Genomic DNA, 26,045 nt, shown 5'->3' on the forward strand with positions numbered 1-26,045 from the left:
TATTGAATAACATTATTGTAGACAGGACAATCTAATGAAATATATCAGTACCCGTGGTCAGACAGCGCCGATGGATTTTAGTGATGTGCTTTTGATGGGTCTTGCCCCAGACGGTGGTTTGATGTTGCCTGAGCATTATCCAAATATCGATAGTGCAACCCTTGATGAATGGCGTACGCTCAGCTATCCGCAGCTTGCGATGGCGATTATGCAGTGTTTTGCCACTGATATTCCTACGGCTGATTTGCAAGACCTTATCGAGCGCACTTATACCGCTGAGGTGTTTGGCTCTGAAGAGATTGTTCCTGTCCGCAAGCTCGAAGACAATTTATATATTCTAGGATTATCAAACGGTCCGACATTGGCATTTAAAGATGTTGCCATGCAGTTTCTGGGCAACGCCTTTGAATATGTGCTTAAGAAAAAAGATGCACGTATTACGATCATTGGTGCGACCAGTGGTGACACGGGTAGTGCAGCAGAATACGCATTGCGAGGTAAAGAAAACGTCGAAGTCTTTATGCTATCCCCACATGGCAAAATGAGTGAGTTCCAGCGTGCGCAAATGTATAGTTTGACGGATGCTAATATTCACAATATCGCTATCGATGGTATGTTTGATGATTGCCAAGATATCGTCAAAGCACTTCAGCAAGATGCTGAGTTTAAAGCCGCTTATAACCTAGGCACGGTAAACTCTATTAACTGGGGTCGTATCCTAGCGCAGATTGTTTATTACTTTAAAGCTTACTTTGCGGTCACGACGAGCAACGATGAAAAAGTCAGCTTTAGCGTACCATCAGGCAACTTCGGCAATATCTGTGCCGGTCATATTGCTCGTGAAATGGGACTGCCAATTGACCGTTTGATTGTCGCAACCAATGAAAACGACGTACTGAATGACTTTTTTAATCAAGGTGCTTATCAGCCGCGTCCGACTGAAAAAACCTACGTAACCTCTAGTCCGTCGATGGATATTTCAAAAGCCTCTAACTTTGAGCGTTTTGTTTATTTGCTATTAGAAAAAGACAGCGTACGCGTTCATGAGTTATTTGAAGGGGTGAAATCTGGTCGAGGCTTTGACTTATCTGAGCTAATGGAAGCAGTTAATAATCGCTATGGCTTTGCTGCTGGTAAATCTACTCATAGCGACCGCTTGCAGACTATCAAAGCGCTTTATGAACAGCATGGTGAATTGGTTGATCCACATACCGCAGACGGCATTAAAGTTGCCAAAGAGCTACAGCTAGATGGCGAAATCATCGTTTGTGCAGAGACAGCATTACCCGTTAAGTTTGCGGACACTATTGTTGAGGCTATCGGTCAGATAGATATCGCTCGTCCAGCGCACACTGAAGGGTTAGAAGATTTACCACAGCACGTAGTAGTACTGGAAAACAAGGCTGAACTGGTCGCTGAACAAATCCGCCAACATGTTACGCCGAATCCTGCTTAAGTAATTACGGTCTTTATGCTTATCATCAACGAGGAAAAGTATCCGCGTAAAAGTTACACCATTGTAATAAAGTGTTTATGATTGTGTTATGGTAGATATAATTGTAATATTAGAAACAGCGTCAGCAAGTCATCATCGTGCTAGGCGCTTTTTTAGGAATTATTCTAGCCAATTACACTGAACAGTTACCCTATAGTCGCCATGAGAATTTTATTAACAAGTTACTGATAAATTTCATTTTTTGTTAATTTAAGAGATTTTTACAGTAATGAATTAAGTACAGTTATTTGCGTCGAACATAGTGGTACATATTGTGGATATAACGATGAAGATGAGCTTAAAAAAGATAGCAAAAGCACTGTTAATTACGACGTTTAGTAGTGCCATGTTGATGAGCACGGCTCAAGCTAACAATCCGCCGCCAACTATCAAAGCTGATGCGCCCAATCGTTATATCGTTAAAAAAGGCGATACCTTATGGGATATCTCAGGTCGCTATCTAGACAGTCCTTGGCGCTGGAAAGAAATTTGGGCAACCAATAAGCAAATCAAAAATCCAAACCTTATCTACCCCAATGACGTTCTTATCCTTTGTGTGATTCAAGGAAAAACACTGATTGGCGTTGATACTGGTGAAGGCTGTGCTGGTGTTGAAAAGCAGCTTACTGGAAGTGTAAGTACAAGTACGATCGCGATTACCTCGACGGCCAATAGTATTCCTCCTATTCCGTGGTCGGCTATCCAGCATTGGCTTGATAAAACACTTATCGTGAATCCTCAAGACTTTAATACCACGCCTTATATTTTGGCTTCTAAAAACCGTAACTTGATTACTGCGAGCGGTGATAAAGTCTATGCTAAAGGCGTACCGCTTATCGTAGGCCAGCGTTACGGCGTCTACCGTGAGGGTGAGCTATATGTAGACCCCAAAACTCAAGAAGTGATAGGTTTAGAAGTTACGCAGGTAGCGACAGGACTAGTAACTTCTACAGAAAGTAATGGTGTGACTAGCTTGCAGCTTATTGATAGTTATGGCAAAGAAGTGCGTGAAGGGGATCGCGTATTCGTAGAGTTAGATAACGCTATTCCTCCCGTCTTCTATCCAACGCCTGCAAGTGTCAGTCGCGGCGGTATGATCGTACGTGTGATGGACTCTATCAGCTCAGCTGCGAAGGGTAGTGTGGTCGCCATCAATTTGGGTAGCTTACAAGGTGCTAAACCAGGTGATGTGCTGACGGTTTATCAAAAAGGGCCTTTGGTACGTGATACTAAAGATAATGACACACCAGTCCGTCTACCAAACGAGCCTAGCGGTATGGTGATGGTTTTTAATACCTTTGACCACATCAGCTATGCTTATGTACTTGATTCTGAGTTACCACTTAATATTGGTGATCAGTTACTGCCACCTCCTTATCTATAAATAGCTATAAGGCTGTATTAAGCAATATATTAAACCAAATACTAATCTAAGCTTGCCTATACGAGACAGATGACAATGACGGCAGTCACCTCTTCTTTATCCGACAATCAGCGCGCTATCCTAGCGCTGTGGTACGAGGTGAATGCGTCGTTATCTGCTTATCACAAACTGATCACTTCTTTTGGTTATCCGCAGCTTGCTTGGCAAGCCAAAGTAGAGGCATGGAAGCAGCTCGGTATTCATCATACCCATCTCAAACGTCATGAGCAGACAGAGCAAACACTCGCCAATATCGATAAGATTCAGCAAGCATTGATAGAGGGGCGTTATGGTTTGCTGTTCGCTGATGACGCCGATTATCCTGCCCAACTCTCACAAATCTACGACCCGCCACCTTTATTATTTTATCGTGGGAATAGCGCACGCCTACATCAAGCACAAATCGCTATAGTAGGTAGCCGAAAACCCACCGCGCATGCGCAAAAAATCACGTTTGATATGGCGCAGTACTTAGCGCAAGCAGGTTATATTGTTACTAGCGGTCTGGCTATGGGTGTAGATAAACGCGCACATTTGGGCGCGCTAGCACAGGCAGACCCTGACTGTCAGGGACGTACGGTTGGTGTAATGGGTACGGGGATCGATGTAAACTATCCCAATCACCGGGATCAATTATTTACTCAAATTATCGAGCAAGGTGGCTGCATTATTAGTGAGCTACTACCGCATACGCAGCCTCATAAACATACTTTTCCGCGTCGCAATCGTTTGGTAGCTGGGCTGAGTCTCGCGACCATTGTGACGGAAGCGACCATCAAAAGCGGCTCGCTTATCACAGCACGTCTCACGTCTGAACAAGGTAAACAGGTCTTTGCTATTCCTAGTCATATTGATAACAGTAATGCAGAGGGTTGCCATCATTTAATACGTGAAGGTGCGACCTTGGCTTATCATCCTCAGCAAGTACTAGAGGACGTCAATGGTCAGCTTGATTACGATAAAGGCGCTTATAGAACAGCAAACGCTACTAATTCTAATAGCAATCGCTCTACTATTAATCAGACTTCTGATGCGATAGAGACAAACTCAATCAAATCTACTAGCCAGCAACTATCCTCTGAGATAAAGCCTGCGCGCAGCACAGTCGTTGTGCCTGAGCATTTAGCTGCAATCTATGAGCAGCTTGACTGGCATGGGCAGGATTTAGATGCGCTTATTAGTGCAACCAAGCTTGCACCGCCGCAGTTGATTGGTCAGCTAATGGAGCTTGAGTTAATGGGTCTTATCAGCGAACAAGGTGGACGATATTTACGCATTTAAAATATTGCAAACATTCCTTATTGGACACTGGCATAGATAGCCCTTAGTTATAGACTCTCCTAGACAATATCTCTCTTGTGGTATTATTAGAATTTACTTCTACGAACCATTTAAGTCATGAGCCAACCTACACCTCTTATTACTAGTTCTGCCATTCAAGCTGCTAAGTGGCTAAAAGAAGGGCAACTGCTCGCGTATCCTACAGAAAGCGTTTGGGGTATTGGTTGCGACCCTTATGACCAAGCAGCTGTTCAGCGTATTTTGGATATCAAACAACGTCCACAAGCTAAAGGCATGATAGTCGTCACTGATAGTGTGTCTCGCTCAGCCCCTTTACTAGCCTCCTTAGATGATGTTCAGCGCCAGCAGGTTATTGATAGTTGGCAGACAGACGATAGCGGAGATGAACAGCACGATAACCAAGCACATACTTGGTTATTACCGATTCCTCAGCCGCTTGCGAGCACTGTACCTACTTGGATTACCGGTCAGCATCAGACTATAGCTGTTCGAGTTATCTCGCACCCTACAGTTCGTCAGCTTTGCCAACAGATGGTCAGTGAAGAGAACCCATTTGGTCTATTGGTTTCTACAAGCTGCAACCCATCAGGGCAAACGCCTGCTAGCACTTTTGAGGCCGCCTATGCTTATTTTGATGAGCAAATTGGTTATTTGCAGGGCGATACTTTAGGTTATACCTTGCCTAGCCAAATTCGTGACGCAACGACAGGTTTCGTCGTTCGATAGCATTGTCTATTAAAACTCTTAACTTTTTAGAAGTGATTGCTTGCAATGCAAAGTGATAGGTGTCGCTGCGCCTTACTTACTTGAGCATTCATAGATTAACCATTTGCTAGCTTGTCTATTTTTCTACTTTCCTTTACCAAAAGCATGTAAAAGTCATTTTGATAAAAACCACAAAAAAGCAGACGATGGTTATAACGGTCTGGTTTTTATTGAACGATAAGTACTTCAGCAATAAGTAACTCAACGATAAGTCATAGTGGCGATATTTAAGGCATATAGGGAGTAGGGTATGAATGTTTTGATTAGTGGCGGTTCAGGGTTTTTGGGAAGTACATTTAGTCGAGAGCTAATGGCACGGTCTCGCGCACAAAATAAAGACGTAACGATTACTTGGCTAACTCGTAATAGCGGTCAACCACATCCCGATGATATTAATATGATGACTTATGACGAGCTTGCGATGTCTGATATGAGCTTTGATGTCATATTGAATTTAGCAGGTGCTGGTATCGCTGACTCTCGTTGGAGCGATGATCGTAAAGAGCAGTTGATGGCGAGCCGTATCAAACCTACTCAGTTGATATTGGGTTTTATCGCACGTGCTAGCACCAAACCTAAGTTACTGGTAAGCGGATCAGCAATCGGTTGGTATGGCACGCAAGGCGACAAGCCACTGACTGAAAACAGCGATTACGAGACGGACTTTGCTCATACATTATGTGATGAATGGGAGCAATTAGCACTTAAAGCTACCGATCATGATGTTCCTGTAGCTATCGTCAGAACAGGTGTAGTCATCCATCCTGAGGGCGGTATGGTGGCTAAATTGTTGCTACCATTTAAATTTGGTGTCGGTGGTCAGTTGGGTAATGGACAGCAAATCATGAGCTGGATCAGCCGTGAAGATTGGGTCAATGCGGTCATCTTTATTATTGAGCAGCAGCTCAAACTTACTAAAGAATCAGACGTTAATCACATTGAAAGCTTAGCCCAAGACAATGCACCTATTAATGATAGCACTATTAAGGCTGCAAACAGTACCGCAAATAATACAAATGCAGTCGTATATAACCTTACTGCTCCGAATCCTGTGACCAATCATACTTTTACCAAAGCACTTGGTTCGTGGCTAGATCGCCCTACGTTTTTTACTTTACCAGAGTTTTTGCTTAAGCTGATGTTTGGCGAAATGTCCACGTTACTTATTGATGGTCAAAAGGTGCTGCCACAAGCGCTATTGGATGCAGGTTATTCGTTCAAACACTCGACACTCCAGCAAGCGTTAGAAAACCAAGAATAGTTATATGGCAGTTGTTTCATGTGAAACATTGGAACTTATTTTCTGATAATCGCTTATCTAACCGTATTTATGTCTAAGGGCAGTCCATGCGTTACGCATTTTTCTTTACCATCTTTCTGCTATTACAATTGTTTAGCCTAGGTACAGTATTGAGCATACAGTGGTGGCTCCAGCCTTGGATACAGCCAACATTACAGACAATGATATGGGTCAGTGTATTTATTATTACTAATGGTCTATTAGTATTGAGCGTAAAAAGAGCATTTGCTAACAGTTATCGCTGGGTCAGCGGCTGGATGCTAGTCATGCATTTTATGATACTGACGGCGTTGGCAGTGAGTCTACTCTACGGAGGGTATCTGCTGGTCATTGCTTTGTCAGGTAGTACGTTGCACCAATCGAATGAGATGGCTATAGGGCTAAGAGTACTAGCGCTATTCCTATTTGTAGGACTATTTATTTATTCATTATATAGTGCCTACGCCCCTGTTATACGCAAGCTGTCTATTAAGATAGATAAACCTTTAACCAAGCCGCTACGCATTGCAGTCGCTAGTGACTTGCACATAGGGCGATTATTTGGTGTAAAAGCCATAGATAGATTGCAGCAACTTATGATTCGCTCTGGTGCAGATATGCTGCTGATGCCAGGGGATATTATGGATGATAATACAGATGCCTTTAATGAATATCGTATGGAGCAAAACCTAGCAGAATTGTGCAGTAGTCTGCCACGTGGTGTCTATGCGACATTGGGTAATCATGATTTGTATGGTCATGAGCGACCCATTAGCGAAGCGCTGCAAAATGCAGGTATACAACTGTTGAACGATGAGGTGCTCTATATCGAGCACGAGGGTCAACCAGTGTGGTTAGTTGGACGTTTTGATAATCATAAACGTCAACGTGTAGCGACTACTGATTTGCTTGCGCAAGTAAATACATCGCAGCCAGTGATATTGTTAGACCATAGACCGAGTGACATAGATAATCACAGTCAATTACCTGTTGATTTACAAGTCTCAGGACATACTCACAACGGTCAAGTATTTCCCGCTAATTTCATCGTCAATGCTATTAATAGATTAGGCTATGGCTATGAGCAGATTGGTAAAGGACACTTCGTCGTGTCCTCTGGTTATGGTTTTTGGGGCATTCCGTTTCGATTGGGATCGCGCTCAGAGATTTGGTTGATTACGCTATCTGGCGATGCAAATTAGTTAGTTATACAAATCAATAATTGGCTGGCTAACTAAATAATTAACGGTCTACGCAGCTAACTGGGATTGTGTACTGATGATTTCACGTACAAAGCTGCTAAACCCATGAATAATATTGCTTGTCTCTTGTCCAAGGCCTTGGTGAACACTCATAAAGTGAATAAAGCCATGCGGTGCACCAAGCACAGTATAGGTCTCTACAGCAACGCCGTAACCTTTCAGCTGCTTTGCATAAGCAAACGCCTCATCACGTAATACGTCGAGCTCAGAAGCTACAATGTAAGTTGGGCAAACTTTACTATTATCACCCAGCATAGGTGAATTCAGTATATGCAAGCGAGGCAGTAGGCTATTTTCCAAACAAGCAGCATCAAATACTGCTACATCAGCATGATCTAATAGTAGACCTTCGCCGTATAGCTCCCAACTAGGATAATCCGTTTCAATATCAGTGACTGGATATAAAGGCATCTGCGCTAGAGGTTCGGGTAGTTTTTCTAATAGACTAAACATTTTCTGTCCATCTAACCCTAGGTCTGCCCATGCGCTTTTGCTCGGTGCGGTCAGCTGCTGCGCAATTAAAGTTGATAGACCACCTCCTGCGCTATCACCTGCCAAGACTATACGAGAAGGTAACGCGCCCAATGTGTGACAGTGATCAACTAACCAAGCATACGCAGTGATACAGTCTTTTAAGGCTGCGGGAGCAGGACATTCAGGCGCTAAGCGATAATCGACACTAACCACAGACCAACCAGTCTGCTCACAGACCGCATGACAGAATTCATGATGTGTATCGACATCACCAATACAGAACCCGCCGCCATGAAAGAACAGCATGACTGTTTCATCGGGATTATGGATACGTTTTCTTCTGAAACTAGATTTTTTGCCGCCTGCTTTATAACAACGGACAGTCATGTCGCCATCATCAGCATTGGCAATCGTTTCATCTTTCCAACTAACAGGTGAGTCACTTTTTTTAGTGAAGGGCTTTATATTGCCTAGCATAGTCGTATTGGCTTGCTGCCATACTCTAGGTGATTGCATGGCTACCGCATCAGCAGTAAATCTCTCACGCAATTCCGACATTGGAGTTAATTCTAACGGCGTTTTGAGGTAACTGTTTACTGCAAGGATGAGACGCAGATGAGCGTTTGCATGCAGATACTGTTTTGAATTAGGGCCTTTAAGGTAACCAATCACCCCTTCTAAAATAGGGTCTGGTAAGTAGCCGAGACTTTTCATTGCGTAATGCAATGTATGCGGCTGATAGTTTGCTACAGGGTTATAAGCGAGTATTTTCTCTTTAACGCTCAGACGTTTTTCTAATGAGTCATACGCTTTTGTATCTTGATTTGATGGCTCTTTTGACGCTAAATGTTCTTTTGACGCTAAGTGCAATGTCATCAATGCTTTATTAAGCAAAGTATTGATAGATAAATTTTTTGAATTAGACATAACAGCTCTCATAAATGATTTTTAGCGTGCATTTGAGTGTGGGCAATAATATTTATAGCAATGATAAAATAGCTAGCAGAATAATAGGGTATCGTTTGGTAATAGCTTGATTAATAAGCGTAAAGTAATTGGAATAAATAGCGGTTTTCTGTTCTTTTTGTGAGCGAATATTGAGATTTGTTGACATGGAACAAAAATGTTTGACGCATCGTATTAATGACACTTCACGAATATTTGTCATAAATGGTAAAAATTCCTTTGCTCTAGGCTTGAAATTTGTCCTTATCACCTTTATCAAGCAGCTATTGAAGCGTATTAAAAAAACAATGAGTCAGAAACATCGAGCATTTAATAATGGCATAGTAGGACCAGTAATTATTCGGTCTACTGTGCCGTCTCTTAATCTTCATTATTGAAATTCCAAGGAGCTATCATGAGCGAGCAAAACCCGAACCACGAAAATCTTGACCAAAATGTGGCACATGAGAATATTGATCATAATGACAGTATCTTAGAAGAAACCATGAAAGAGTTTGATCCACAGAATAATTCAGGTGAAGAAACGACTATCGAAAACGAAATCAACCTTGATACTTTCAAAGCGCGTATTGCTGAGCTAGAAGGCGAAGTAAAACAAGCCAAAGAAGGTACTGCACGTGCTAATGCTGAAGCTTACAATGCGCAAAAACGCATGGAGCAAGAAGCGGATAAGAGCAAAAAGTTTGCACTACAGAAATTTGCTAAAGAATTGTTAGACATCGTTGACAACTTAGAGCGCGCTATCGAAAATGCCGATGCCAATGATCCAGTCGCTGAGGGTGTGCAATTAACGCACAAAGCATTGGTTGCGGTATTGACCAAAAACGGCGTAGAAGTGGTCGATCCACAAGGCGAAAAATTCAACGCTGACTTCCATGAAGCAGTGGGTATTGACCCAGAAGCAGCGGCAGACACAGTTGGTACGGTCTTACAAAAAGGCTATAGCCTAAACGGCCGTCTATTACGTCCGGCCATGGTTCGTGTTGGTCAGTAATATTTTTAGGGCTAAACCCTACTAATATGAAGGTTTTTCACAAAAAATGACATGAAACACAGTTTTTGCGTGATTATCGCCTTGAAAAATACAACGGGTAAACCGATATATAGCAACAAGTGACCGACTACGGTCTGGATAAATAAGTATTTATAGTTAAAAACAAATTAGGAGCAATTGATTATGGGTAAAGTAATTGGTATTGATTTAGGTACTACTAACTCGTGTGTAGCAGTAATGGAAGGTGACAAAGTTAAGGTCATCGAAAACGCTGAAGGTACTCGTACAACACCATCAATCGTCGCTTATAAAGATGACGAAACGCTTGTTGGTCAGTCAGCTAAGCGTCAAGCAGTAACCAACCCAAGCAATACTTTGTTTGCGATCAAGCGCTTGATCGGTCGTCGTTTTGATGACAAAGTCGTGCAAAAAGATATCGGTATGGTTCCTTATAAAATCGCTAAAGCAGATAACGGCGATGCATGGGTAGAAATCAATGGTAAAAAGCTTGCGCCACCACAGGTTTCTGCTGAAATCTTGAAAAAAATGAAAAAAACAGCAGAAGATTATCTTGGTGAGAGTGTGACTGAAGCGGTTGTAACTGTACCTGCTTATTTCAATGACTCACAGCGTCAAGCAACTAAAGATGCGGGTAAAATCGCTGGTCTTGATGTAAAACGTATTATCAATGAGCCAACGGCTGCTGCACTTGCTTATGGTATGGACAAGAAGCAAGGCGATAGTACTGTTGCTGTATATGACTTAGGCGGTGGTACTTTCGATATCTCAATCATCGAAATCGCAGACGTAGACGGCGAGCAACAGTTCGAAGTACTAGCGACCAACGGTGATACTTTCCTAGGTGGTGAAGACTTTGACTCAGCATTGATTGATTTCTTAGTTGCTGAATTCAAGAAAGAGCAAGACGTGAACCTAAAAGGTGACTCTCTTGCGATGCAGCGTCTAAAAGAAGCCGCTGAAAAAGCGAAGATTGAGCTATCAAGTGCACAAAGCACTGAAGTAAACTTGCCATATATTACTGCTGATAGCAGTGGTCCTAAGCATTTGGTTGTAACTATCAGTCGCTCTAAACTAGAGAGCCTAACTGAAGAGTTAGTACAACGTACAATGGGTCCTTGTAAGACTGCACTTGAAGATGCTGGCCTAAAAATTGGCGACATCAACGATGTAATCTTGGTCGGTGGTCAGACTCGTATGCCACTAGTACAGCAAAAAGTACAAGATTTCTTCGGTCAAGAGCCACGTAAAGACGTGAACCCTGATGAAGCAGTAGCAGCTGGTGCAGCGATTCAAGGTGCCGTATTGTCTGGTGACAAAACTGACGTATTGCTACTTGATGTAACGCCATTGACCCTAGGTATCGAAACGATGGGTGGTGTTATGACGCCAGTTATCGAGAAAAACACCATGATTCCTACTAAGAAATCACAGGTATTCTCAACGGCTGAAGACAACCAGCCAGCTGTAACGATTCAGGTATATCAAGGTGAGCGTAAAATCGCTAACCAAAACAAAATGCTTGGTCGTTTTGACTTAACGGATATTCCACCAGCACCACGTGGCCTACCGCAAATCGAAGTGTCTTTCGACATCAATGCTGATGGTATCATGAACATCTCTGCAACCGATAAAGGTACTGGTAAAGCACAAAGTATCCAAATCAAAGCGGATTCTGGTTTGTCGGACGAAGAAGTCGAACAAATGGTTCGCGATGCAGAAGCCAATGCTGCTGAAGATGAGAAATTCGCTAACCTAGCGCAAGTTCGTAACGAAGCAGATGGTCGTATTCATGCCGTACAAAAAGCGCTAAAAGAAGCAGAAGATAAAGTCACTGATGAAGAAAAATCAACAGTAGAATCTGCTATCACTGAGCTTGAAGCCGCAGCGAAAGAAGATGACCATGACGAAATCAAAGCCAAACTTGAAGCATTAGACAATGCATTCTTGCCAATCAGCCAAAAAATCTACGCTGATAGCGGCGCTGGTGCAGAAGGTATGGATCCAAGCCAGTTCCAACAAGGTGCTGACGATGCTGGTAGCAACAAAGCTGATGACGACGTCGTTGATGCTGAGTTCACTGAAGTAGACGAAGACAAGAAGTAATACCAAATCCAAAAACGCGATTAGCTGTGTCAAACTCGCTTAGTCTACTTAATGTAGTACTTACGCCCGTTTTCCTTGCTACTCAAGTTTTTGAAAATGGTATAGTCGATACAAATCGATAACTAGTTAAATTAAAAAACGTATCCTTCGGGGTGCGTTTTTTTTATGGCTGTTTTTCCTATCGGCTACTGTTTCTGCTAGCTATTATTTTTCTTAATAAGATGCGTGCTTATGGTTTAAACGCGCTCACTATGAGCACTTCATAGGTTAAATTAACCACGAGCTGTCCTATGCCATTCTTTTCTGAGAATTGCTGCCAATAGTCTGACTCAAATTGCTGTAGACGCGATTTTGTCCATACAAAGGTTTGAGTATCATCTGACGTAATCTGAGTTTGATTGGTCGATACGCCGGTGAGTTTCATATGCTTTAAGATAGCGTAGGGAGTAGGAAATGGTAAATCAAAGCGTTTAATAGAAAGTTCGATATTCTTAAAGCCAGCACTATCTAATGCTAATTGCCATTCATCAATATCTGGATAGTGAAGTCCTTGACCCGTGAGAGTTTTAATTTGCAAAAAGTTATTTGGCGTAAAAGTACTAAAGACCAGTTGTCCTCTAGATTGTAGACGCTGCGCTGATTTCGTGACAAAACTCAACGGACTATCAAACCATTGCACGGCATTGGCGCTGACTATCAAACTATGATTCTCTGCTAAATCTATGGTTTCAGCATCACCAATCATTACATTAGCGGTTGGCAGTATTGACTGCAATGTAGCACTCTGCTCATTACATAACTCATTGATGAGCCAGTACTGGCCTTGAATATGATCAGCGAGTAGGCGCGTCATTTGACCTGTACCTGCACCCACTTCTAGCACACTACTTTGCTTGGTATGAGCAATACTGTCTAATAAGTACTGACAAACGATCTGCTGAACATTGGCATGCTGGTCATAGTCGCTTGCATTAGCAAAGTGGCGAGCGATGGTTTGTTTTCTAACACTGAGGTCATTAGCTGTGTTGAGTGTTGTCATAGGCTTTATTATGTCCAAGTGCGCCAGTTATCTATCAATAGTAGAAATAAAGTTTGTGTCAAACGATAAAGTTACAACTGCTGTATCAATCGCTCGCAGTCTTCGTTAGTCAGTTTGGCATTCATAACTAAGCGAATACGGGCAGTGTTTGCAGGTACAGTAGGCGGCCTGATAGGCAGCGCGTAAAATCCAGCGGTTTGTAGCTGTTGTGCTTTGGCAAGGGTACTCGTATTATCGCCTAATATATAAGGAATAATAGGAGATTGATAATCTATATCTTCTACAGTTGGCGATACACGGTGCCGTGGGTCAATGGCTTGACTAAGCGTGGTAGATAGCTGTGCTAGATGCGCACGTTGGTCAGTTAAGGTCGGCATTTTTGCTAAGATAAATCTTGTCCATGCATGGTTTATCGGAGGGAGTGCGGTACTAAAAATCAGCGGACGCATGGCATTGATCAGCCATTGTTTGACGACCTCATCACAAATGATATAAGCACCCATTGAAGCAAATGCCTTACCAAAGGTACCCACCAAATAGTCAATATCCGCCAAGGTATGCGTTTCTTCCGCCAATCCTAGACCTGTATCGCCAAGCACTCCAACAGCATGTGCTTCATCGACATACAGCTCAATACGAGCATCTTTGGATTTTAATTGTACTAGTTGAGGCAAGTCGGCACGGTCACCATCCATACTAAATATACTCTCAGTGACAATAATGATGCGTTCAACCGTCTCGTCTGCTTGTTCAATAAACTTGGCCAAATTTTCGTAATCGTTGTGTCGGTAACGACGATAGGTAACAAGTTTACTTTGGCTCAAGCGCATCCCATCGATAATGCTGGCATGTACTAGCTTGTCAGCCAAAATGAGTGTCTTGACTGGCAAAGCTGTCAATGCTGGCAAGATACCTAGGTTGGCGTGATAGCCACAGTTCAACACCAACACCGACTTTGAATCGGTTAAATTCTGTTTTTCTATGGCGCTTTGATACCAATTTTGCAGTTCTTCTTCTAGAGCTTCTAACTGTATATCGTTGCCTGTGAGTAGGCGTGAGGAAGTGGCACTCATTTTAGGAATGTGTGTAACAGAAAGCTGTCCCACTTGAGTAAGAAACTCAGCTTGCATCTCGGTATCGCCGCCTAAACCCAGGTAATCATTACTCGCAATATTTAGTAAAGCCTTACCTGCACTAACGACGTATCGTCCATCGTGCTGCAAGTTTGGTAATTGACGATACTGCTGCTTTGCTTTTAAGTCTGCAAGTGCGCTTTGCAAACGTTCAGTGATAGAATTTTGCATTTTTTCTCTCTAATTATTGTTATATCAGCCATATTTAGCTGATTTGTCTAGCAAGAAAACTGTGAAATGAGTACGGATTATTGCATAAACTGGGTGGATGTAACAAAAGGTTTCATATCTAGGCCTTTGTAACCCACACACTGATAAACGCTTTCAATTCTTAACTCTCACACCATTAAACACTGACAGAGTGTCTGAAATAGTTTGTTACTATGTATTCATCGTTAGCAGACAAGGCGATAGGGCCACAAGGCCAATATAAATAAATAACTTGTTTGTCCAAATTTCTTTCAAGGAGCTAATAATGAAAACTCTACAAAAAACAATACTTGCACTAGCAACTGGTTCTTTACTTTCTGTAGGTGCACAAGCTGCTGTTAACTATGGCAACGGCTACACAGGTCAGCCATATGTTGCTGCTAAAGTTGGTCAGTTCGATCTAGATGTTGATGGCGCTGATGACCCAACTGCATACGGTGTAACTGCTGGTTATAACTTTGATCCTAACTTCGGTATCGAAGCAGAATACGTAGGTTCAGATGATGCTGACTATAGAGGCGGCGACATCGATGCTAAGACATACGGCGCTTATGGTACTTACCGTTATGCATTCCCAAATAGCGGCTTATACGCAAAAGGTAAGCTAGGTGTTGCAAAAACTGAAGTAGAAGCTAACAACACTAACTTTGCTGGTGCTTCTGATTTCTCAGACGACGACACTAACATTGCTGGTGGTGTAGGTCTTGGTTACGCAGTAAACTCTGACTTCAGTGTTGAAGCTGAATACGACATGCTAGGTAGCGATGCAGACCTTATGACTGTTGGTGCACAGCTAAAATTCTAATGACTTAGAAAAATAAGCTTTTAGCTAAATAGCTATAATAAAGAAACGATCACTTTAAGTGGTCGTTTTTTTTTGCTTAAAATTTATGCAGAAGCTTTTAGGACGGTAATTTATGAGTAGCTAATAAGTAATATATCATTATCGTTAGAGCGTTGTTATCCTTAAAAATGTGCTACATTAAAAACTGGAATGATAAAGATAGGAATGGTGGCAAGGATGGAGATACTTTGGATGATTGAACCTTGGCATTGGTTAGTATTAGGCTTCTCATTACTAATCGTTGAGATGTTTGTACTGACGTTTGCCAGTCTGTGGTTTGGTGCCGCTGCCATCATCGTTGCAGCGCTATCATGGCTGCTACCTATTTCTGTCTCTGTTCAGATTATCGTCTGGTTAGTGCTCTCTGCTGTGTTTTTGCTAGCTTGGTTCAAGTTTATCAAACCGTTGTCAGTAGATCGTACCAAAGCTGGGCTGGGCGGTAGTGTCATAGTTGGTGAAGTGGGGATGATTATCGTGTCACCGCAGCTAGATAAAGCTGGCACAGTTAGATTTAGTGTTCCTATCGTTGGTGCGGCTGAATGGATGTGCCGTACGAGAGGGGAGCAAGTGGCAATCGGCGATAGGGTAGTAGTGACTGATATCGTTGGTAACGAGCTGATTGTGAGCAGTACAAAAGCGCAGGCAGCGATGCATAAAAGTATGCAGGTATAATAATAAGGGATGAGTTATGGAAAGCTTTAGTATTGTGATGGTGGTATTGATTGCACTGGTGGTATTCACTGTGTTTAAAGGCGTACGTATTGTACCGCAAGGTTATAAATGGGTAGTGCAGAGACTGGGCAAATATAGCCAAACGCTAGAGCCAGGACTCAACCTCATCATCCCTTATGTAGATGATGTGGCTTATAAGGTAACGACCAAAGACATCGTACTCGATATTCCGTCACAAGAAGTCATTACTCGTGACAACGTCGTTATCATTGCAAACGCTGTCGCTTATATTAATATCGTGCGTCCTGACAAGGCAGTCTATGGTATCGAAGATTATGAGTACGGTATCCGTAATCTGGTGCAAACATCGCTACGTTCGATTATTGGTGAGATGGATCTTGATAGCGCATTGTCTAGTCGCGACGAGATCAAGACCAAGCTAAAACATGCAATTTCAGAAGACATTGCAGATTGGGGTATTACCCTTAAGACAGTGGAAATTCAAGACATTAACCCTTCGCAGACCATGCAAGCATCTATGGAAGAGCAAGCAGCGGCAGAGCGTTTACGCCGTGCAACCGTGACCCGTGCTGATGGTCAAAAGCAAGCTGCTATCTTAGAAGCGGATGGTCGCTTGGAGGCTTCACGCCGTGATGCCGAAGCGCAAGTGGTACTAGCCAGAGGTTCTGAAGAGTCGATTCGTTTGATTACTAGCGCAATGGGTGAGGAAGAGATGCCGATTGTATACTTACTTGGTGAGCAATATATTAAAGCGATACGAGAGTTGGCTGAATCTGACAACTCTAAAATGGTGGTACTACCAGCAGATATTTTAAGTACCGTAAAAGGTATGGTCGGTGATAAATTAAAAGTGTAAAAAGCCACAGCAATAATAAAAAAAGACCTCGTTTGAGGTCTTTTTTATATTTAATAATTGGATGAATGGCTCGCTAACTTAGATAACTTTCGAAAAGCGGTTTTGGTGTTTCTTTTCTAAGTATTCATCAAATACCATGGCGACGTTACGGCCAAGCAAGCGACCTCTGGGTAAGACGCGAATACCTGCTGCATCCATATCTATCAGCCTGTCGTCTTGCATAGTGCCCAACTGCTGAATCTCATTAATAAAGTAGGTGATGGCATCGATACCAAACTTTTGATTCACATCTTTAAAATCGAGATAGTCATGACATAGAAGGTTCATGATGACATATTCACGCAAGCGGTCTTTGATAGAGGTTTTTATATACTTTACCGCAGGCATGACAGTCGGATTGATTTTCGCCATATCAATCTTGGCTTGATAGCTCTGTAGATCAGTATCGTTTTGCAAAATATAGCGCGTATTGGCATTAGAAATCTGACTGATTGATGAGACACCAAAACCTAATAAGTCACAATCTCCCATGATGGTGTAACCCTGAAAGTTACGATGTAATTTACCTTCACGCTGTGCGACAGCCAATTCGTCATCAGGTTTGGCAAAATGATCGATACCGATATATTGATAGCCAGCTTCGGTCAATGTATTGCCAGTACTACCGAGCATCGTCAGTTTGGTAGCTGGGCTAGGCAAGTCTTCATCTTTTATCTGGCGCTGAGCTTTAAATCGCTCAGGCAAATGCGCATAGTTAAAAACTGACAGGCGATCTGGCGACATCTCGATGATACGATTTACAGTTTTGTCCAAAGTATCAGGTGTTTGATGCGGCAAACCATAAATCAAATCAATATTGATAGAGCGAAAACCAAGCTCACGTGCTTCTGTTAGCACGCTTTCAATAAGCTCTGATGAGTGCACACGATTAACGGCGATTTGTACCGTTTCATCTAAATCTTGCACACCTAAGCTGATACGATTGAAACCGAGATTACGTAATATCTTTAGAGTGTTTTCACTCAGCTCACGAGGATCAATTTCGATAGAGTAGTCACCTTCAGCTTCTGGCAAAAACTCAAACTGAGTTTGTAAAAACTCCCACAACTGCACCATCTCTTCGTCACGCAAAAACGTTGGTGTACCACCGCCCAAATGTAGCTGTTTGACTAAGGGTTTGTCGCTGCCTTCTGGCGCAGATAACAAACGGCGCTTATGAGTAATTTCAGCGATTAAATACTGCAAGTAATCGCCAGAATCACTATTTTTTTTGGTAATAATCTTATTACAAGCACAGTAGTAGCAAAGGTGGCGACAAAACGGAATATGAAAATATAGCGATAAGGGAGCACGCTCTTCACGTTTCTGCAGGATTTTCGTCTCAAGACCGATAGCCTCAAAGCTGTTTGTTTCAAGGTTATCTGGTATTGGCGCGAACTCTAGAGCAGTTGGATAAGAGGTATAACGTGGCCCTGAGCGATTGTACTTATTGATGATTGCTTCATCAAATGCTGGTAGCTGCTTGCTAGTAATGCTGCCACGTGTACTGGCATAAGGGTTGTCAGATTGCATAACAGGGCGCACAGTCGTGGGCGGCTCGTCCGCACGGTTGTAGGGCTGCTGAGTGTTTTGTTCTGAATAGTCTGTCATGCGATATTCCTCGTCTTTACTCTAGATACTGCTGGTTTCTGGATTAACAATGATTTTGGGTTTGGTGTTTATTTTTCGCTTGTATCAATGATTAATAATAAGATTCGAATACGTCATCGACAGCAGTATGTATCGCTAAATGTATAATAGATAGTATAACAAATCCTTGTTAGCAGTGGGGTGGTCGGTGAGTATTCTTAAATATTAGAATAGAGTTATCATTTACACATAAAAAACCTCAGAACGAAGCTGAGGTTGTGGTGATTCTCTCTACACCAGCAATAAAACACGACGTTTGCGCGTTGGTAAATAATACTTTATTATCAATGACACTCTGTATTAGGAAGATGCTGATGTCGTTTGCCCAAGTCTATACCCGTTCGGTGGTTGGTCTGCATGCTCCAAAGGTCATCATTGAGGTGCATCTATCGCAAGGATTACCTGCATTGACCATCGTAGGGCTACCTGAAGCCGCCGTGCGTGAGAGTAAAGACAGGGTACGCTCCGCCATTCTCAATTCAGGTTTCCAGTTTCCTAACCGCCGCCTCACGATTAATTTAGCCCCTGCTGATTTGCCAAAAGATGGGGCGCGTTTAGACTTACCAATTGCTATCGGTATACTGGCAGCAAGCGGACAGCTTGAGCCAGAGGTGCTATCAGGATTTGAGTTTATCGGCGAGTTAGCGCTCAATGGTCAATTGCGACAAGTAACGGGTAGTTTGGCAGTCGCACGAGCAATCAAAGCTGAGAAATTGGCAATAGCGTTGTCTCAGGTAGCAGCGAGTGACCAAGAGCAAAATAATTCAGATACCTCGCCGCCGACAACACCGCAACTGATCGTGCCGATTGATAATGGTCGTGAGGCCAGCCGCGTTGATGGCGTAACGATACTAGCTGCTCAGAGTCTAAAAGCAGTTTGCGACCATCTGCAGTCGCTCGTTGACCCAAGTGCAAGCTATGAGAGTTTGTCAGTGGTGCAGCCTAATCCAGCACCGCAGCATGTTGGCTATCAAGTGGACTTAGCCGATGTCAAAGGACAACATCATGCTCGGCGCGCGCTAGAAATTGCCGCTGCAGGTGGTCATTCATTGTTATTTACAGGGCCACCAGGTTCTGGCAAGACGCTCATGGCATCACGACTGCCAACGATATTGCCAGACTTGAGTGATGAGGACGCACTAGAGGTTGCCAGTACCTATTCGGTGGCAGACAGCGACTACGACTATGGGGCGCGGCCGTTCAGACAAGTACATCATACGATATCAGCTGTGGCACTAGTCGGTGGTGGCTCACGGCCAAAACCGGGTGAAATTACACTTGCTAATAAAGGCGTGTTGTTTTTAGATGAGTTACCTGAGTTTGATCGGAGTGTGTTGGAAGTATTGCGTCAGCCGCTAGAAGCCAAACAAATCACTATTAGTCGCGCTAACTCTCAAATGACCTTTCCGGCGAATTTTCAACTGGTTGCTGCGATGAATCCTTGCCCATGTGGCTATGATGGCGATACATCAGGACGTTGTCGCTGTCGACCTGAGCAGATCAAACGCTATCAAGACAAACTATCTGGGCCTCTTTTAGATCGTATTGATTTGCATATCACTGTACCTGCATTACCGATTGCCGATCTGCAAAATAGTCAGGTAGGTGAAACCTCCAAGCAAGTACGGGCTCGCGTAGTGGTCGCGCATCAGCATCAAATGCAGCGCCAGCAAAAGGTTAATAATGAGCTTAGCCCTAGCGAAATCGATGAATACATCCAGCTAGGCGACAATGAAAAGCAGCTATTGCAACTTGCTCAGCAGCGTTTGAATCTGTCCGCTCGTGGCTACCATCGGGTATTGCGAGTCGCACGTACAATCGCAGATTTGGCTAACAGTACAGATATCAACAGCGCCCATGTATCTGAGGCGCTGAGCTATCGCAGTAAAGCGTAATCTCTGTTTGAGTAAGTTACACTGTGATGATTGATAGACTTTATATAGACTAGGCTTTATCTTTCATAATCCAAGCAACCAAGTCAGAAAAGTGGTCAAACGCTTCGGTCGGATTTAGTTCGCGAATATCTTGCCCATAGTTGTAACCATAAGACAGGCCGAGCGTGTCCATATTGGCGTTCTGTCCAGCCAACATATCGTTCCTAGAGTCCCCAATCATCACTGACTGCTCGACACTGACATTGAGAGTCTCACAGACGTGTAGTAGGGGCGTTGGGTCTGGTTTTTTGACAGGCAAACTGTCACCGCCCATCACTTCACTAAATAAGTCTTGCCAGCCAAACGACAGCAATATTTTCGGTACAAATCGAATAGGCTTGTTGGTGACTAAAGCAAGCGTATAGCCAGCTGCGTGCAGTTTTTTGAGTCCGTCATCGACATCTGGATAGGCAACGGTTTTACTACCACTAAGATTCTTATAAGCCTCAAAAAATATTTGCTCTGCGTGATCGGCTTCTTCGACCGTTAGCTCACCTTCTGCTACTTCCACTTTACCAACCAAAGCGCGCTCTACGAGCAGGCGTGAACCATTTCCTATCCAGTTACGTATTGTCTCGATAGGGTAAGTATCTTTGCCTAATGTGGTTAGCATGGCGTTGGTTGCGTCGGCCAAATCGGGTACGCTATCAATGAGTGTTCCATCAAAATCAAAAATTAAAAGCTGCTTATTCATTATTCCTCACTATTAAAAATCGTTATATTTATTATATTGGCCATACCTTAGCACAGTAGTATTTCGAGACCAGTCAATTTAGTTGCCTGTTGTGCTGAATGTCTTGAGTATTAGCAACTATTCGACATTTTTATAGCGTTCACGATGCTCTTTTTTCATTCTTAAATAGTCTTCATTCTCACGACACTCATCCCATTTAACTTTAAAGATTCGTGCGGATTCTGCTTTGATTGGGTCTTCCTCTTGTCGTGGCAATTCTTCGCGGCCATGGGCGCCGCTTTGACCTTTTTTATCATCAGGTACCGCGCCTTTATATTTTTTGCCGCCTTTATGATTGGCATAGCGACGAGCACGGGTATAGCCCATTTGGATAAATTTTCGCGCCATATCTGCACCGACGAAGTCATCGTCAGCCAAGTAATCTAAAAACATCTGATAGATAACTTCACTACTCTCGCGGGCGATGTCAGGAGTCGCAAAACGCCAATGGGGTAAAATCTCAGACTTATAAGGCTCTACCAGTAATACGCCTTGCTCACCGCGACCGACACGGTACAACTCAGGCTGAGCGCGCAAATCCAAACTCTTATAATCCAAGTCGTAATCAAACTCTCTCATATCTATGACCTATTATTTTTATCTATTCGTATATGGTTATTGAGTATACTTAGCCAAGCTGTTTAGAAAAAAGCACAAAAATGTTATGCAACCGTGACAGTAGGTATTTAACATCAAGAGCGTTAAGTAGAAATGGTTATGGTAAAGTCAGCTGTGAGACGTATGAAGGCTATGAGTATGATAAATACAATGCTACGAGAAATGTTATGTTGAGAAATAAGATAAGTGTAAATAAGCTCAGCCGTTTGCGATTGCCCAAAAATACACTGGTGGCATGGCTATTGTTAACGATAAGCGTACTGGCTAATACGACTGCCCATAGCGCATGGTTTGAACGTTTGATTCCGCAAGGTGAGACCTACACAGTGCGCGAGATAGATCGCGATTTGGCATTTGTGATAGACGGCTTTATCTATGATGCGCGTACGTCTTGTTTTTTGGCAGTAGGTGACCGAGTGATATTCTTTGAGGGGCGTCACGGTATTGATTACCGCGCAACTATATACGACTTGGATTCGCGTGAGCGCTGCAATTTACTACTGCGTGGTCGGTTGTACGAATAGTGGTCGGTTCTACGAATGAAAGCGACGCATGAATAGAATGAAAGCTAAAGAGTACGGTAAAATTTAAACATAAAAAAAGCCCCAAACATTGCTGTTCAGGGCTTTTTAGAATTCTATTAACGAATGGTGGCTCGAGGCAGGATCGAACTGCCGACACACGGATTTTCAATCCGTTGCTCTACCTACTGAGCTATCGAGCCGTCTTCGTTGAGGTCGCTATTAAACTAAATATACGCGCTTCTGTCAAGCTGTTTTTGCATTATATCTGATAAAAGACGATAAATAATTAGATATTGGCAAAATTAACCATTTTAGCGCTCAGTTTAGTCTTTTACACGCAACAGTTCGTACTCACTCATGATACGGTGAATATCGGCGTCCGCGGGGACAAATTCACGTACGCCTTTTCTAACTTCGCAATCATAGACCAGTTTAATAAACTTGGCATCGATAGCACGTTTACGATTCTCTGGATGCACAGTGAGATATTGTAGACGCTTAGCATTGGTCTGCCCGTCATCAAAGCAGGCGACCGCAGCGATAGGCTTATCATTGAACATCCCAACATACAGGTACTGTCCACGTTTAAACCCTTGCTCAACGATATTTAATACCTCGATACCGTCAGGCTGCGCATCATCACTATCGTACAACGCCTGCAAACGCTCTACTAGCTCATTGTCGCGAGCAGGTTTTTTGATAAGTGGCGCATCCAAACTATTAATGGCGATCGCTTCTAAAGGCATAGCAGTTCCTATAAATAGAGGGTTTCTATAGTATAAATTAGCAATATAAGACAGCACGATGTCATAGCGTGTAGTGCCGTAAGTAAAGGTCTTCAAAGTCGGCGCAAGTCATGATTGATAATACTGAACACACTATTTTAGCAGAATGAGGTGATTTTGTGCGTGGTTTACCGCTTGGTCGTGGCAGTAAATGTTAGGGTTTGCTATGATGAGGCTATATAATATTTAGTATGTATAATCCCTAATATGTTGATATCTTTTGTATATATCATTTCCTAATACATTTTTTGCTAAGGTCTGACCCAGACACTAGTAAAATATTTTGGGCAGGTTTTCGCCTTATTTATTGACCGCTTTTCACTGATAAAAACTGATAGAGAGTAGCCATGACAGCCAATGCAACGACGACTGCTGCCACACCTGAGCAAACTGAGTCAAAAAACGTAAACCTATATGGTCGCCCTGAACGTATCGCGACTGTTGAGCGTAATACAGCCGAAACGCAAATCACTTGTACCGTCAATCTGGATGGTACGGGTAAAGGCGTGGTGGACACTGGCGTACCATTTTTGGATCATATGATTGATCAAATTAAGCGTCACGGTTTGTTTGACTTAGATATCAAATGTACCGGTGATACGTTTATTGATGACCATCATAGCGTCGAAGACACTGGTATTACCCTTGGTCAAGCATTCAACAAAGCATTGGGTGACAAAAAAGGCATTCGTCGTTATGGGCACTTTTATGCGCCGCTAGATGAGTCATTGACCCGTGCTGTCGTCGATCTGTCAGGGCGTCCTGGTTTACATATGGATATCCCATTTACGCGCTCGCACGTCGGCCGTTTCGATGTTGACCTATTCAGTGAGTTCTTTTACGGGTTCGTCAATCACTCATGGATGACGGTGCATTTAGACAATCTAAAGGGCAAAAACAGTCATCATCAGATCGAATCAACCTTTAAAGCCTTTGCTCGTGCGTTACGTATGGCTTGTGAGTATGATGAGCGTGCGTTGAACACCTTGCCATCGACCAAAGAAGCTTTCTAAGGCGCATTTAAGGCTCTTCTACGGTGTCAGTCAAGCTTGGCGTACTAGTTGTACAGCCTGCGCTTGACTTCCTTGTAGCAAAACCTTATCTACACCTTAGTAATAGCCAACAATATAAATGGTCAATAATATAAATAGTACAGTAGTCAAAATATTTAAAAATGAGAACCAATCGATGACTAAAGTAGCACTATTAGATTATGGTATGGGCAACCTACATTCTGCTAGCAAAGCCCTATCGGTAGTGGGGGCAGAAGTCTCTATCACCAACGATCCAAAAGTCGTCGCGGCGGCTGATAAAATCGTTTTCCCTGGTGTGGGTGCGATGCGTGACTGTATCGCTGGCATGCACGAGGCGGGCATTGATGAAGTGATACGCCATGCAGTGTTTAATAAGCCCGTTATGGCCATCTGTGTGGGCATGCAGGCGTTGTTTGAGCAGTCAGCTGAAAATGGTGGCACGGACTGCCTGGGCGTCTTAAACGGCACTGTAGAAGCGTTTGACCCTACGTGGAAAGACAAGCAGGGCGCAACGATAAAAGTACCGCATATGGGTTGGAATACCATTAGCGGTATGGATTTTGACCATCCGCTTTGGCACGGTATCGAAGACAATGCGCACTTTTACTTTGTGCATAGTTATTACTGTGAGCCTGCCGATAGCTCACAAGTGGCGGCGGTATGTGACTATGGGCAACCGTTCTGCGCTAGTGTGATCCAAGACAATCTATTTGCCACCCAGTTCCATCCAGAAAAGAGCCATACTGCTGGCTTGCAACTGCTCAAGAACTTCGTAGAGTGGAATGTGTAAGTAGTTGATAAACGTGAAGTGAATATTTAATTTAGTAGAAGGTAGATTATCAATTGTATAATCTGCCTTTTTTATGCTCAGCCATCACTTTGTAGCTGCCATTCTTTAGCTATTATAGTTTAGCCATCATGGTTTAGTGATACGCTCAGTTATTTTCTACTTGCTTATACTTGGAATATCTCAGTGGATTTTACTGCCTTTAAAATGAATGTTGTGGAAACAACGGGCCTTGCCAAAGATGCCTTACATATCTATGTCGGTGTTGGTGTTTATCTGCTGTGTCTGGTTGCGCTGCGTCCTATCATCAAAAGCCAAGGTATTCGATCATTTATCGCTTTGATCGTCGTGACTTGCATTGCGCTGTTGGGTGAGTATTTAGACAATCGAGATACGATTGAATCGCTTGGCTTGGCAAGCTTGAGCCGTGATCAAATACTTGCGAGTATCCGTGATTTGATTAATACCTGTATGCTGCCGTATGTGCTCTTTGCGCTGAATAAGTGGACGACTATATTTCGACCAACCAATAAATCGACTTCACTGACCAAACGCCATAAAAAAACGGACTATTAATAAGTCCGTTTTTTGTTGTACCTCAAAAAATATTTAGTTTGTTGCTTGAGGAGAGGAACAAAGCTAATACCACAGCAATTATCGGCAACACCAAAAATTTACTCCATCCAAACGGCAAAGCATAAGCCAGCTTCGGGTAAAAAGGGCAGACATAGACAGCTATTCTGTCTTCTGAAGTTATCGAATTCGCTACTGCCTTTCTAACTCCTTTTTCACCAAAACTACGCACCCCTCCAAAAGCATTCAGTAATGTGCTGGTATAGATGACACCTTCGAACTCATATTGATACTTAATAAAAAGCTCATGCACATCATCCAGATAAGAGAATTTGGCAGAAGTAATCACTACTCTTTTGCTTAAAACCTTTGAATCTACTTTTGGAAAACATAAAAATATAAAGTCAGTTATGATCGCTATTAAGATCCACACCAAAAAAATAGCTGAAAATATAAATATGCCATAGAGTAAAAATATTGGGTACATAGCCATCAGACTCTAGGTTTAT

General features: G+C 42.9%; 24 protein-coding genes and 1 tRNA gene. 16 read left to right on the forward strand and 9 right to left on the reverse strand.

Annotation, left to right across the window (positions count from 1 at the left end):
* Positions 1-34 precede the first annotated feature (34 nt).
* From thrC to ABFV72_RS05630, 6 genes are all read left to right on the forward strand, one after another.
* Entirely contained in the window at positions 35-1,456 is a 1,422-nt protein-coding gene (thrC, locus tag ABFV72_RS05605; protein WP_347162751.1) for a threonine synthase, read from the forward strand.
* Between the two features lie 325 nt (positions 1,457-1,781).
* Positions 1,782-2,879, forward strand: a complete 1,098-nt coding sequence (locus tag ABFV72_RS05610; protein ID WP_347162752.1) for a LysM peptidoglycan-binding domain-containing protein — start codon at positions 1,782-1,784, stop codon at positions 2,877-2,879.
* Between the two features lie 75 nt (positions 2,880-2,954).
* Complete coding sequence (gene dprA / locus ABFV72_RS05615) at positions 2,955-4,199, forward strand: DNA-processing protein DprA (RefSeq protein WP_347162802.1); 1,245 nt, start codon at positions 2,955-2,957, stop codon at positions 4,197-4,199.
* A gap of 117 nt (positions 4,200-4,316) precedes the next feature.
* Positions 4,317-4,946 carry an L-threonylcarbamoyladenylate synthase gene (locus ABFV72_RS05620; RefSeq protein WP_347162753.1) on the forward strand — a complete coding sequence of 210 codons (630 nt, stop codon included), beginning with the start codon at positions 4,317-4,319 and terminating at the stop codon, positions 4,944-4,946.
* Between the two features lie 289 nt (positions 4,947-5,235).
* The gene (locus ABFV72_RS05625; RefSeq protein ID WP_347162754.1) at positions 5,236-6,246 is read left to right on the forward strand and encodes an epimerase; all 1,011 of its coding nucleotides are present in this window, start codon (positions 5,236-5,238) and stop codon (positions 6,244-6,246) included.
* 86 nt (positions 6,247-6,332) lie between these two features.
* Complete coding sequence (locus ABFV72_RS05630; protein ID WP_347162755.1) at positions 6,333-7,466, forward strand: metallophosphoesterase; 1,134 nt, start codon at positions 6,333-6,335, stop codon at positions 7,464-7,466.
* Between the two features lie 48 nt (positions 7,467-7,514).
* On the opposite strand, the gene ABFV72_RS05635 is transcribed toward ABFV72_RS05630, so the two are convergent.
* A complete protein-coding gene (locus tag ABFV72_RS05635) occupies positions 7,515-8,927 on the reverse strand; it encodes an alpha/beta hydrolase (protein WP_347162756.1) in 1,413 nt (470 codons plus the stop codon).
* A 433-nt stretch (positions 8,928-9,360) separates the two neighbouring features.
* On the opposite strand from ABFV72_RS05635, the gene grpE reads away from it, so the two are divergent.
* Both grpE and dnaK read left to right on the forward strand, forming a co-directional pair.
* On the forward strand, positions 9,361-9,960 hold the full coding sequence (grpE, locus tag ABFV72_RS05640; RefSeq protein WP_057762215.1) for a nucleotide exchange factor GrpE: 600 nt from the start codon (positions 9,361-9,363) through the stop codon (positions 9,958-9,960).
* A gap of 183 nt (positions 9,961-10,143) precedes the next feature.
* The gene (dnaK, locus tag ABFV72_RS05645; protein WP_057762214.1) at positions 10,144-12,084 is read left to right on the forward strand and encodes a molecular chaperone DnaK; all 1,941 of its coding nucleotides are present in this window, start codon (positions 10,144-10,146) and stop codon (positions 12,082-12,084) included.
* Between the two features lie 229 nt (positions 12,085-12,313).
* Here the strand turns inward: dnaK and ABFV72_RS05650 are convergent, their stop codons facing one another.
* Together ABFV72_RS05650 and ABFV72_RS05655 are read right to left on the reverse strand one after the other, a co-directional pair.
* Complete coding sequence (locus ABFV72_RS05650) at positions 12,314-13,123, reverse strand: methyltransferase domain-containing protein (RefSeq protein ID WP_347162757.1); 810 nt, start codon at positions 13,121-13,123, stop codon at positions 12,314-12,316.
* A gap of 71 nt (positions 13,124-13,194) precedes the next feature.
* Positions 13,195-14,427 carry an 8-amino-7-oxononanoate synthase gene (locus ABFV72_RS05655; RefSeq protein ID WP_347162758.1) on the reverse strand — a complete coding sequence of 411 codons (1,233 nt, stop codon included), beginning with the start codon at positions 14,425-14,427 and terminating at the stop codon, positions 13,195-13,197.
* A 304-nt stretch (positions 14,428-14,731) separates the two neighbouring features.
* On the opposite strand from ABFV72_RS05655, the gene ABFV72_RS05660 reads away from it, so the two are divergent.
* The 3 genes from ABFV72_RS05660 (at position 14,732) to ABFV72_RS05670 (ending at position 16,859) form a co-directional block, all read left to right on the forward strand.
* Positions 14,732-15,271 carry a porin family protein gene (locus tag ABFV72_RS05660; RefSeq protein ID WP_201547565.1) on the forward strand — a complete coding sequence of 180 codons (540 nt, stop codon included), beginning with the start codon at positions 14,732-14,734 and terminating at the stop codon, positions 15,269-15,271.
* 231 nt (positions 15,272-15,502) lie between these two features.
* Positions 15,503-15,982: an NfeD family protein gene (locus tag ABFV72_RS05665; protein WP_347162759.1), complete on the forward strand. Its 480-nt coding sequence runs from the start codon at positions 15,503-15,505 to the stop codon at positions 15,980-15,982.
* A gap of 16 nt (positions 15,983-15,998) precedes the next feature.
* Positions 15,999-16,859: an SPFH domain-containing protein gene (locus ABFV72_RS05670; protein ID WP_057762202.1), complete on the forward strand. Its 861-nt coding sequence runs from the start codon at positions 15,999-16,001 to the stop codon at positions 16,857-16,859.
* Positions 16,860-16,937: 78 nt separating this feature from the next.
* Here the strand turns inward: ABFV72_RS05670 and hemN are convergent, their stop codons facing one another.
* A complete protein-coding gene (gene hemN, locus ABFV72_RS05675) occupies positions 16,938-18,431 on the reverse strand; it encodes an oxygen-independent coproporphyrinogen III oxidase (RefSeq protein WP_431192082.1) in 1,494 nt (497 codons plus the stop codon).
* A 431-nt stretch (positions 18,432-18,862) separates the two neighbouring features.
* On the opposite strand from hemN, the gene ABFV72_RS05680 reads away from it, so the two are divergent.
* The gene (locus tag ABFV72_RS05680) at positions 18,863-20,443 is read left to right on the forward strand and encodes a YifB family Mg chelatase-like AAA ATPase (protein WP_347162761.1); all 1,581 of its coding nucleotides are present in this window, start codon (positions 18,863-18,865) and stop codon (positions 20,441-20,443) included.
* Positions 20,444-20,492: 49 nt separating this feature from the next.
* On the opposite strand, the gene ABFV72_RS05685 is transcribed toward ABFV72_RS05680, so the two are convergent.
* Complete coding sequence (locus ABFV72_RS05685) at positions 20,493-21,176, reverse strand: phosphoglycolate phosphatase (RefSeq protein ID WP_347162762.1); 684 nt, start codon at positions 21,174-21,176, stop codon at positions 20,493-20,495.
* Positions 21,177-21,293: 117 nt separating this feature from the next.
* On the reverse strand, positions 21,294-21,794 hold the full coding sequence (locus tag ABFV72_RS05690; RefSeq protein WP_347162763.1) for a DUF4385 domain-containing protein: 501 nt from the start codon (positions 21,792-21,794) through the stop codon (positions 21,294-21,296).
* Between the two features lie 206 nt (positions 21,795-22,000).
* Between ABFV72_RS05690 and ABFV72_RS05695 the strand changes: the two genes are divergently transcribed.
* Positions 22,001-22,357 (forward strand): hypothetical protein, encoded by a 357-nt coding sequence (locus ABFV72_RS05695; protein ID WP_347162764.1) that lies wholly within the window; start codon positions 22,001-22,003, stop codon positions 22,355-22,357.
* Positions 22,358-22,481: 124 nt separating this feature from the next.
* Here ABFV72_RS05695 and ABFV72_RS05700 read toward each other — a convergent pair.
* Together ABFV72_RS05700 and ABFV72_RS05705 are read right to left on the reverse strand one after the other, a co-directional pair.
* A tRNA-Phe gene (locus tag ABFV72_RS05700) sits at positions 22,482-22,557 on the reverse strand.
* Positions 22,558-22,680: 123 nt separating this feature from the next.
* Complete coding sequence (locus ABFV72_RS05705) at positions 22,681-23,103, reverse strand: hypothetical protein (RefSeq protein WP_347162765.1); 423 nt, start codon at positions 23,101-23,103, stop codon at positions 22,681-22,683.
* 386 nt (positions 23,104-23,489) lie between these two features.
* Between ABFV72_RS05705 and hisB the strand changes: the two genes are divergently transcribed.
* The 3 genes from hisB (at position 23,490) to ABFV72_RS05720 (ending at position 25,539) form a co-directional block, all read left to right on the forward strand.
* Positions 23,490-24,155: an imidazoleglycerol-phosphate dehydratase HisB gene (gene hisB, locus ABFV72_RS05710; RefSeq protein ID WP_347162766.1), complete on the forward strand. Its 666-nt coding sequence runs from the start codon at positions 23,490-23,492 to the stop codon at positions 24,153-24,155.
* Between the two features lie 175 nt (positions 24,156-24,330).
* On the forward strand, positions 24,331-24,966 hold the full coding sequence (gene hisH, locus ABFV72_RS05715; RefSeq protein WP_347162767.1) for an imidazole glycerol phosphate synthase subunit HisH: 636 nt from the start codon (positions 24,331-24,333) through the stop codon (positions 24,964-24,966).
* Positions 24,967-25,170: 204 nt separating this feature from the next.
* The gene (locus ABFV72_RS05720) at positions 25,171-25,539 is read left to right on the forward strand and encodes a hypothetical protein (RefSeq protein ID WP_347162803.1); all 369 of its coding nucleotides are present in this window, start codon (positions 25,171-25,173) and stop codon (positions 25,537-25,539) included.
* A gap of 22 nt (positions 25,540-25,561) precedes the next feature.
* Here ABFV72_RS05720 and ABFV72_RS05725 read toward each other — a convergent pair whose 3' ends face one another.
* A complete protein-coding gene (locus tag ABFV72_RS05725; protein ID WP_201547571.1) occupies positions 25,562-26,029 on the reverse strand; it encodes a hypothetical protein in 468 nt (155 codons plus the stop codon).
* Positions 26,030-26,045: the final 16 nt, after the last annotated feature.

Origin of the sequence: Psychrobacter proteolyticus, assembly GCF_039762275.1 — a bacterium.
In the GTDB taxonomy this organism is placed as follows: Bacteria; Pseudomonadota; Gammaproteobacteria; order Pseudomonadales; family Moraxellaceae; genus Psychrobacter; species Psychrobacter proteolyticus_C.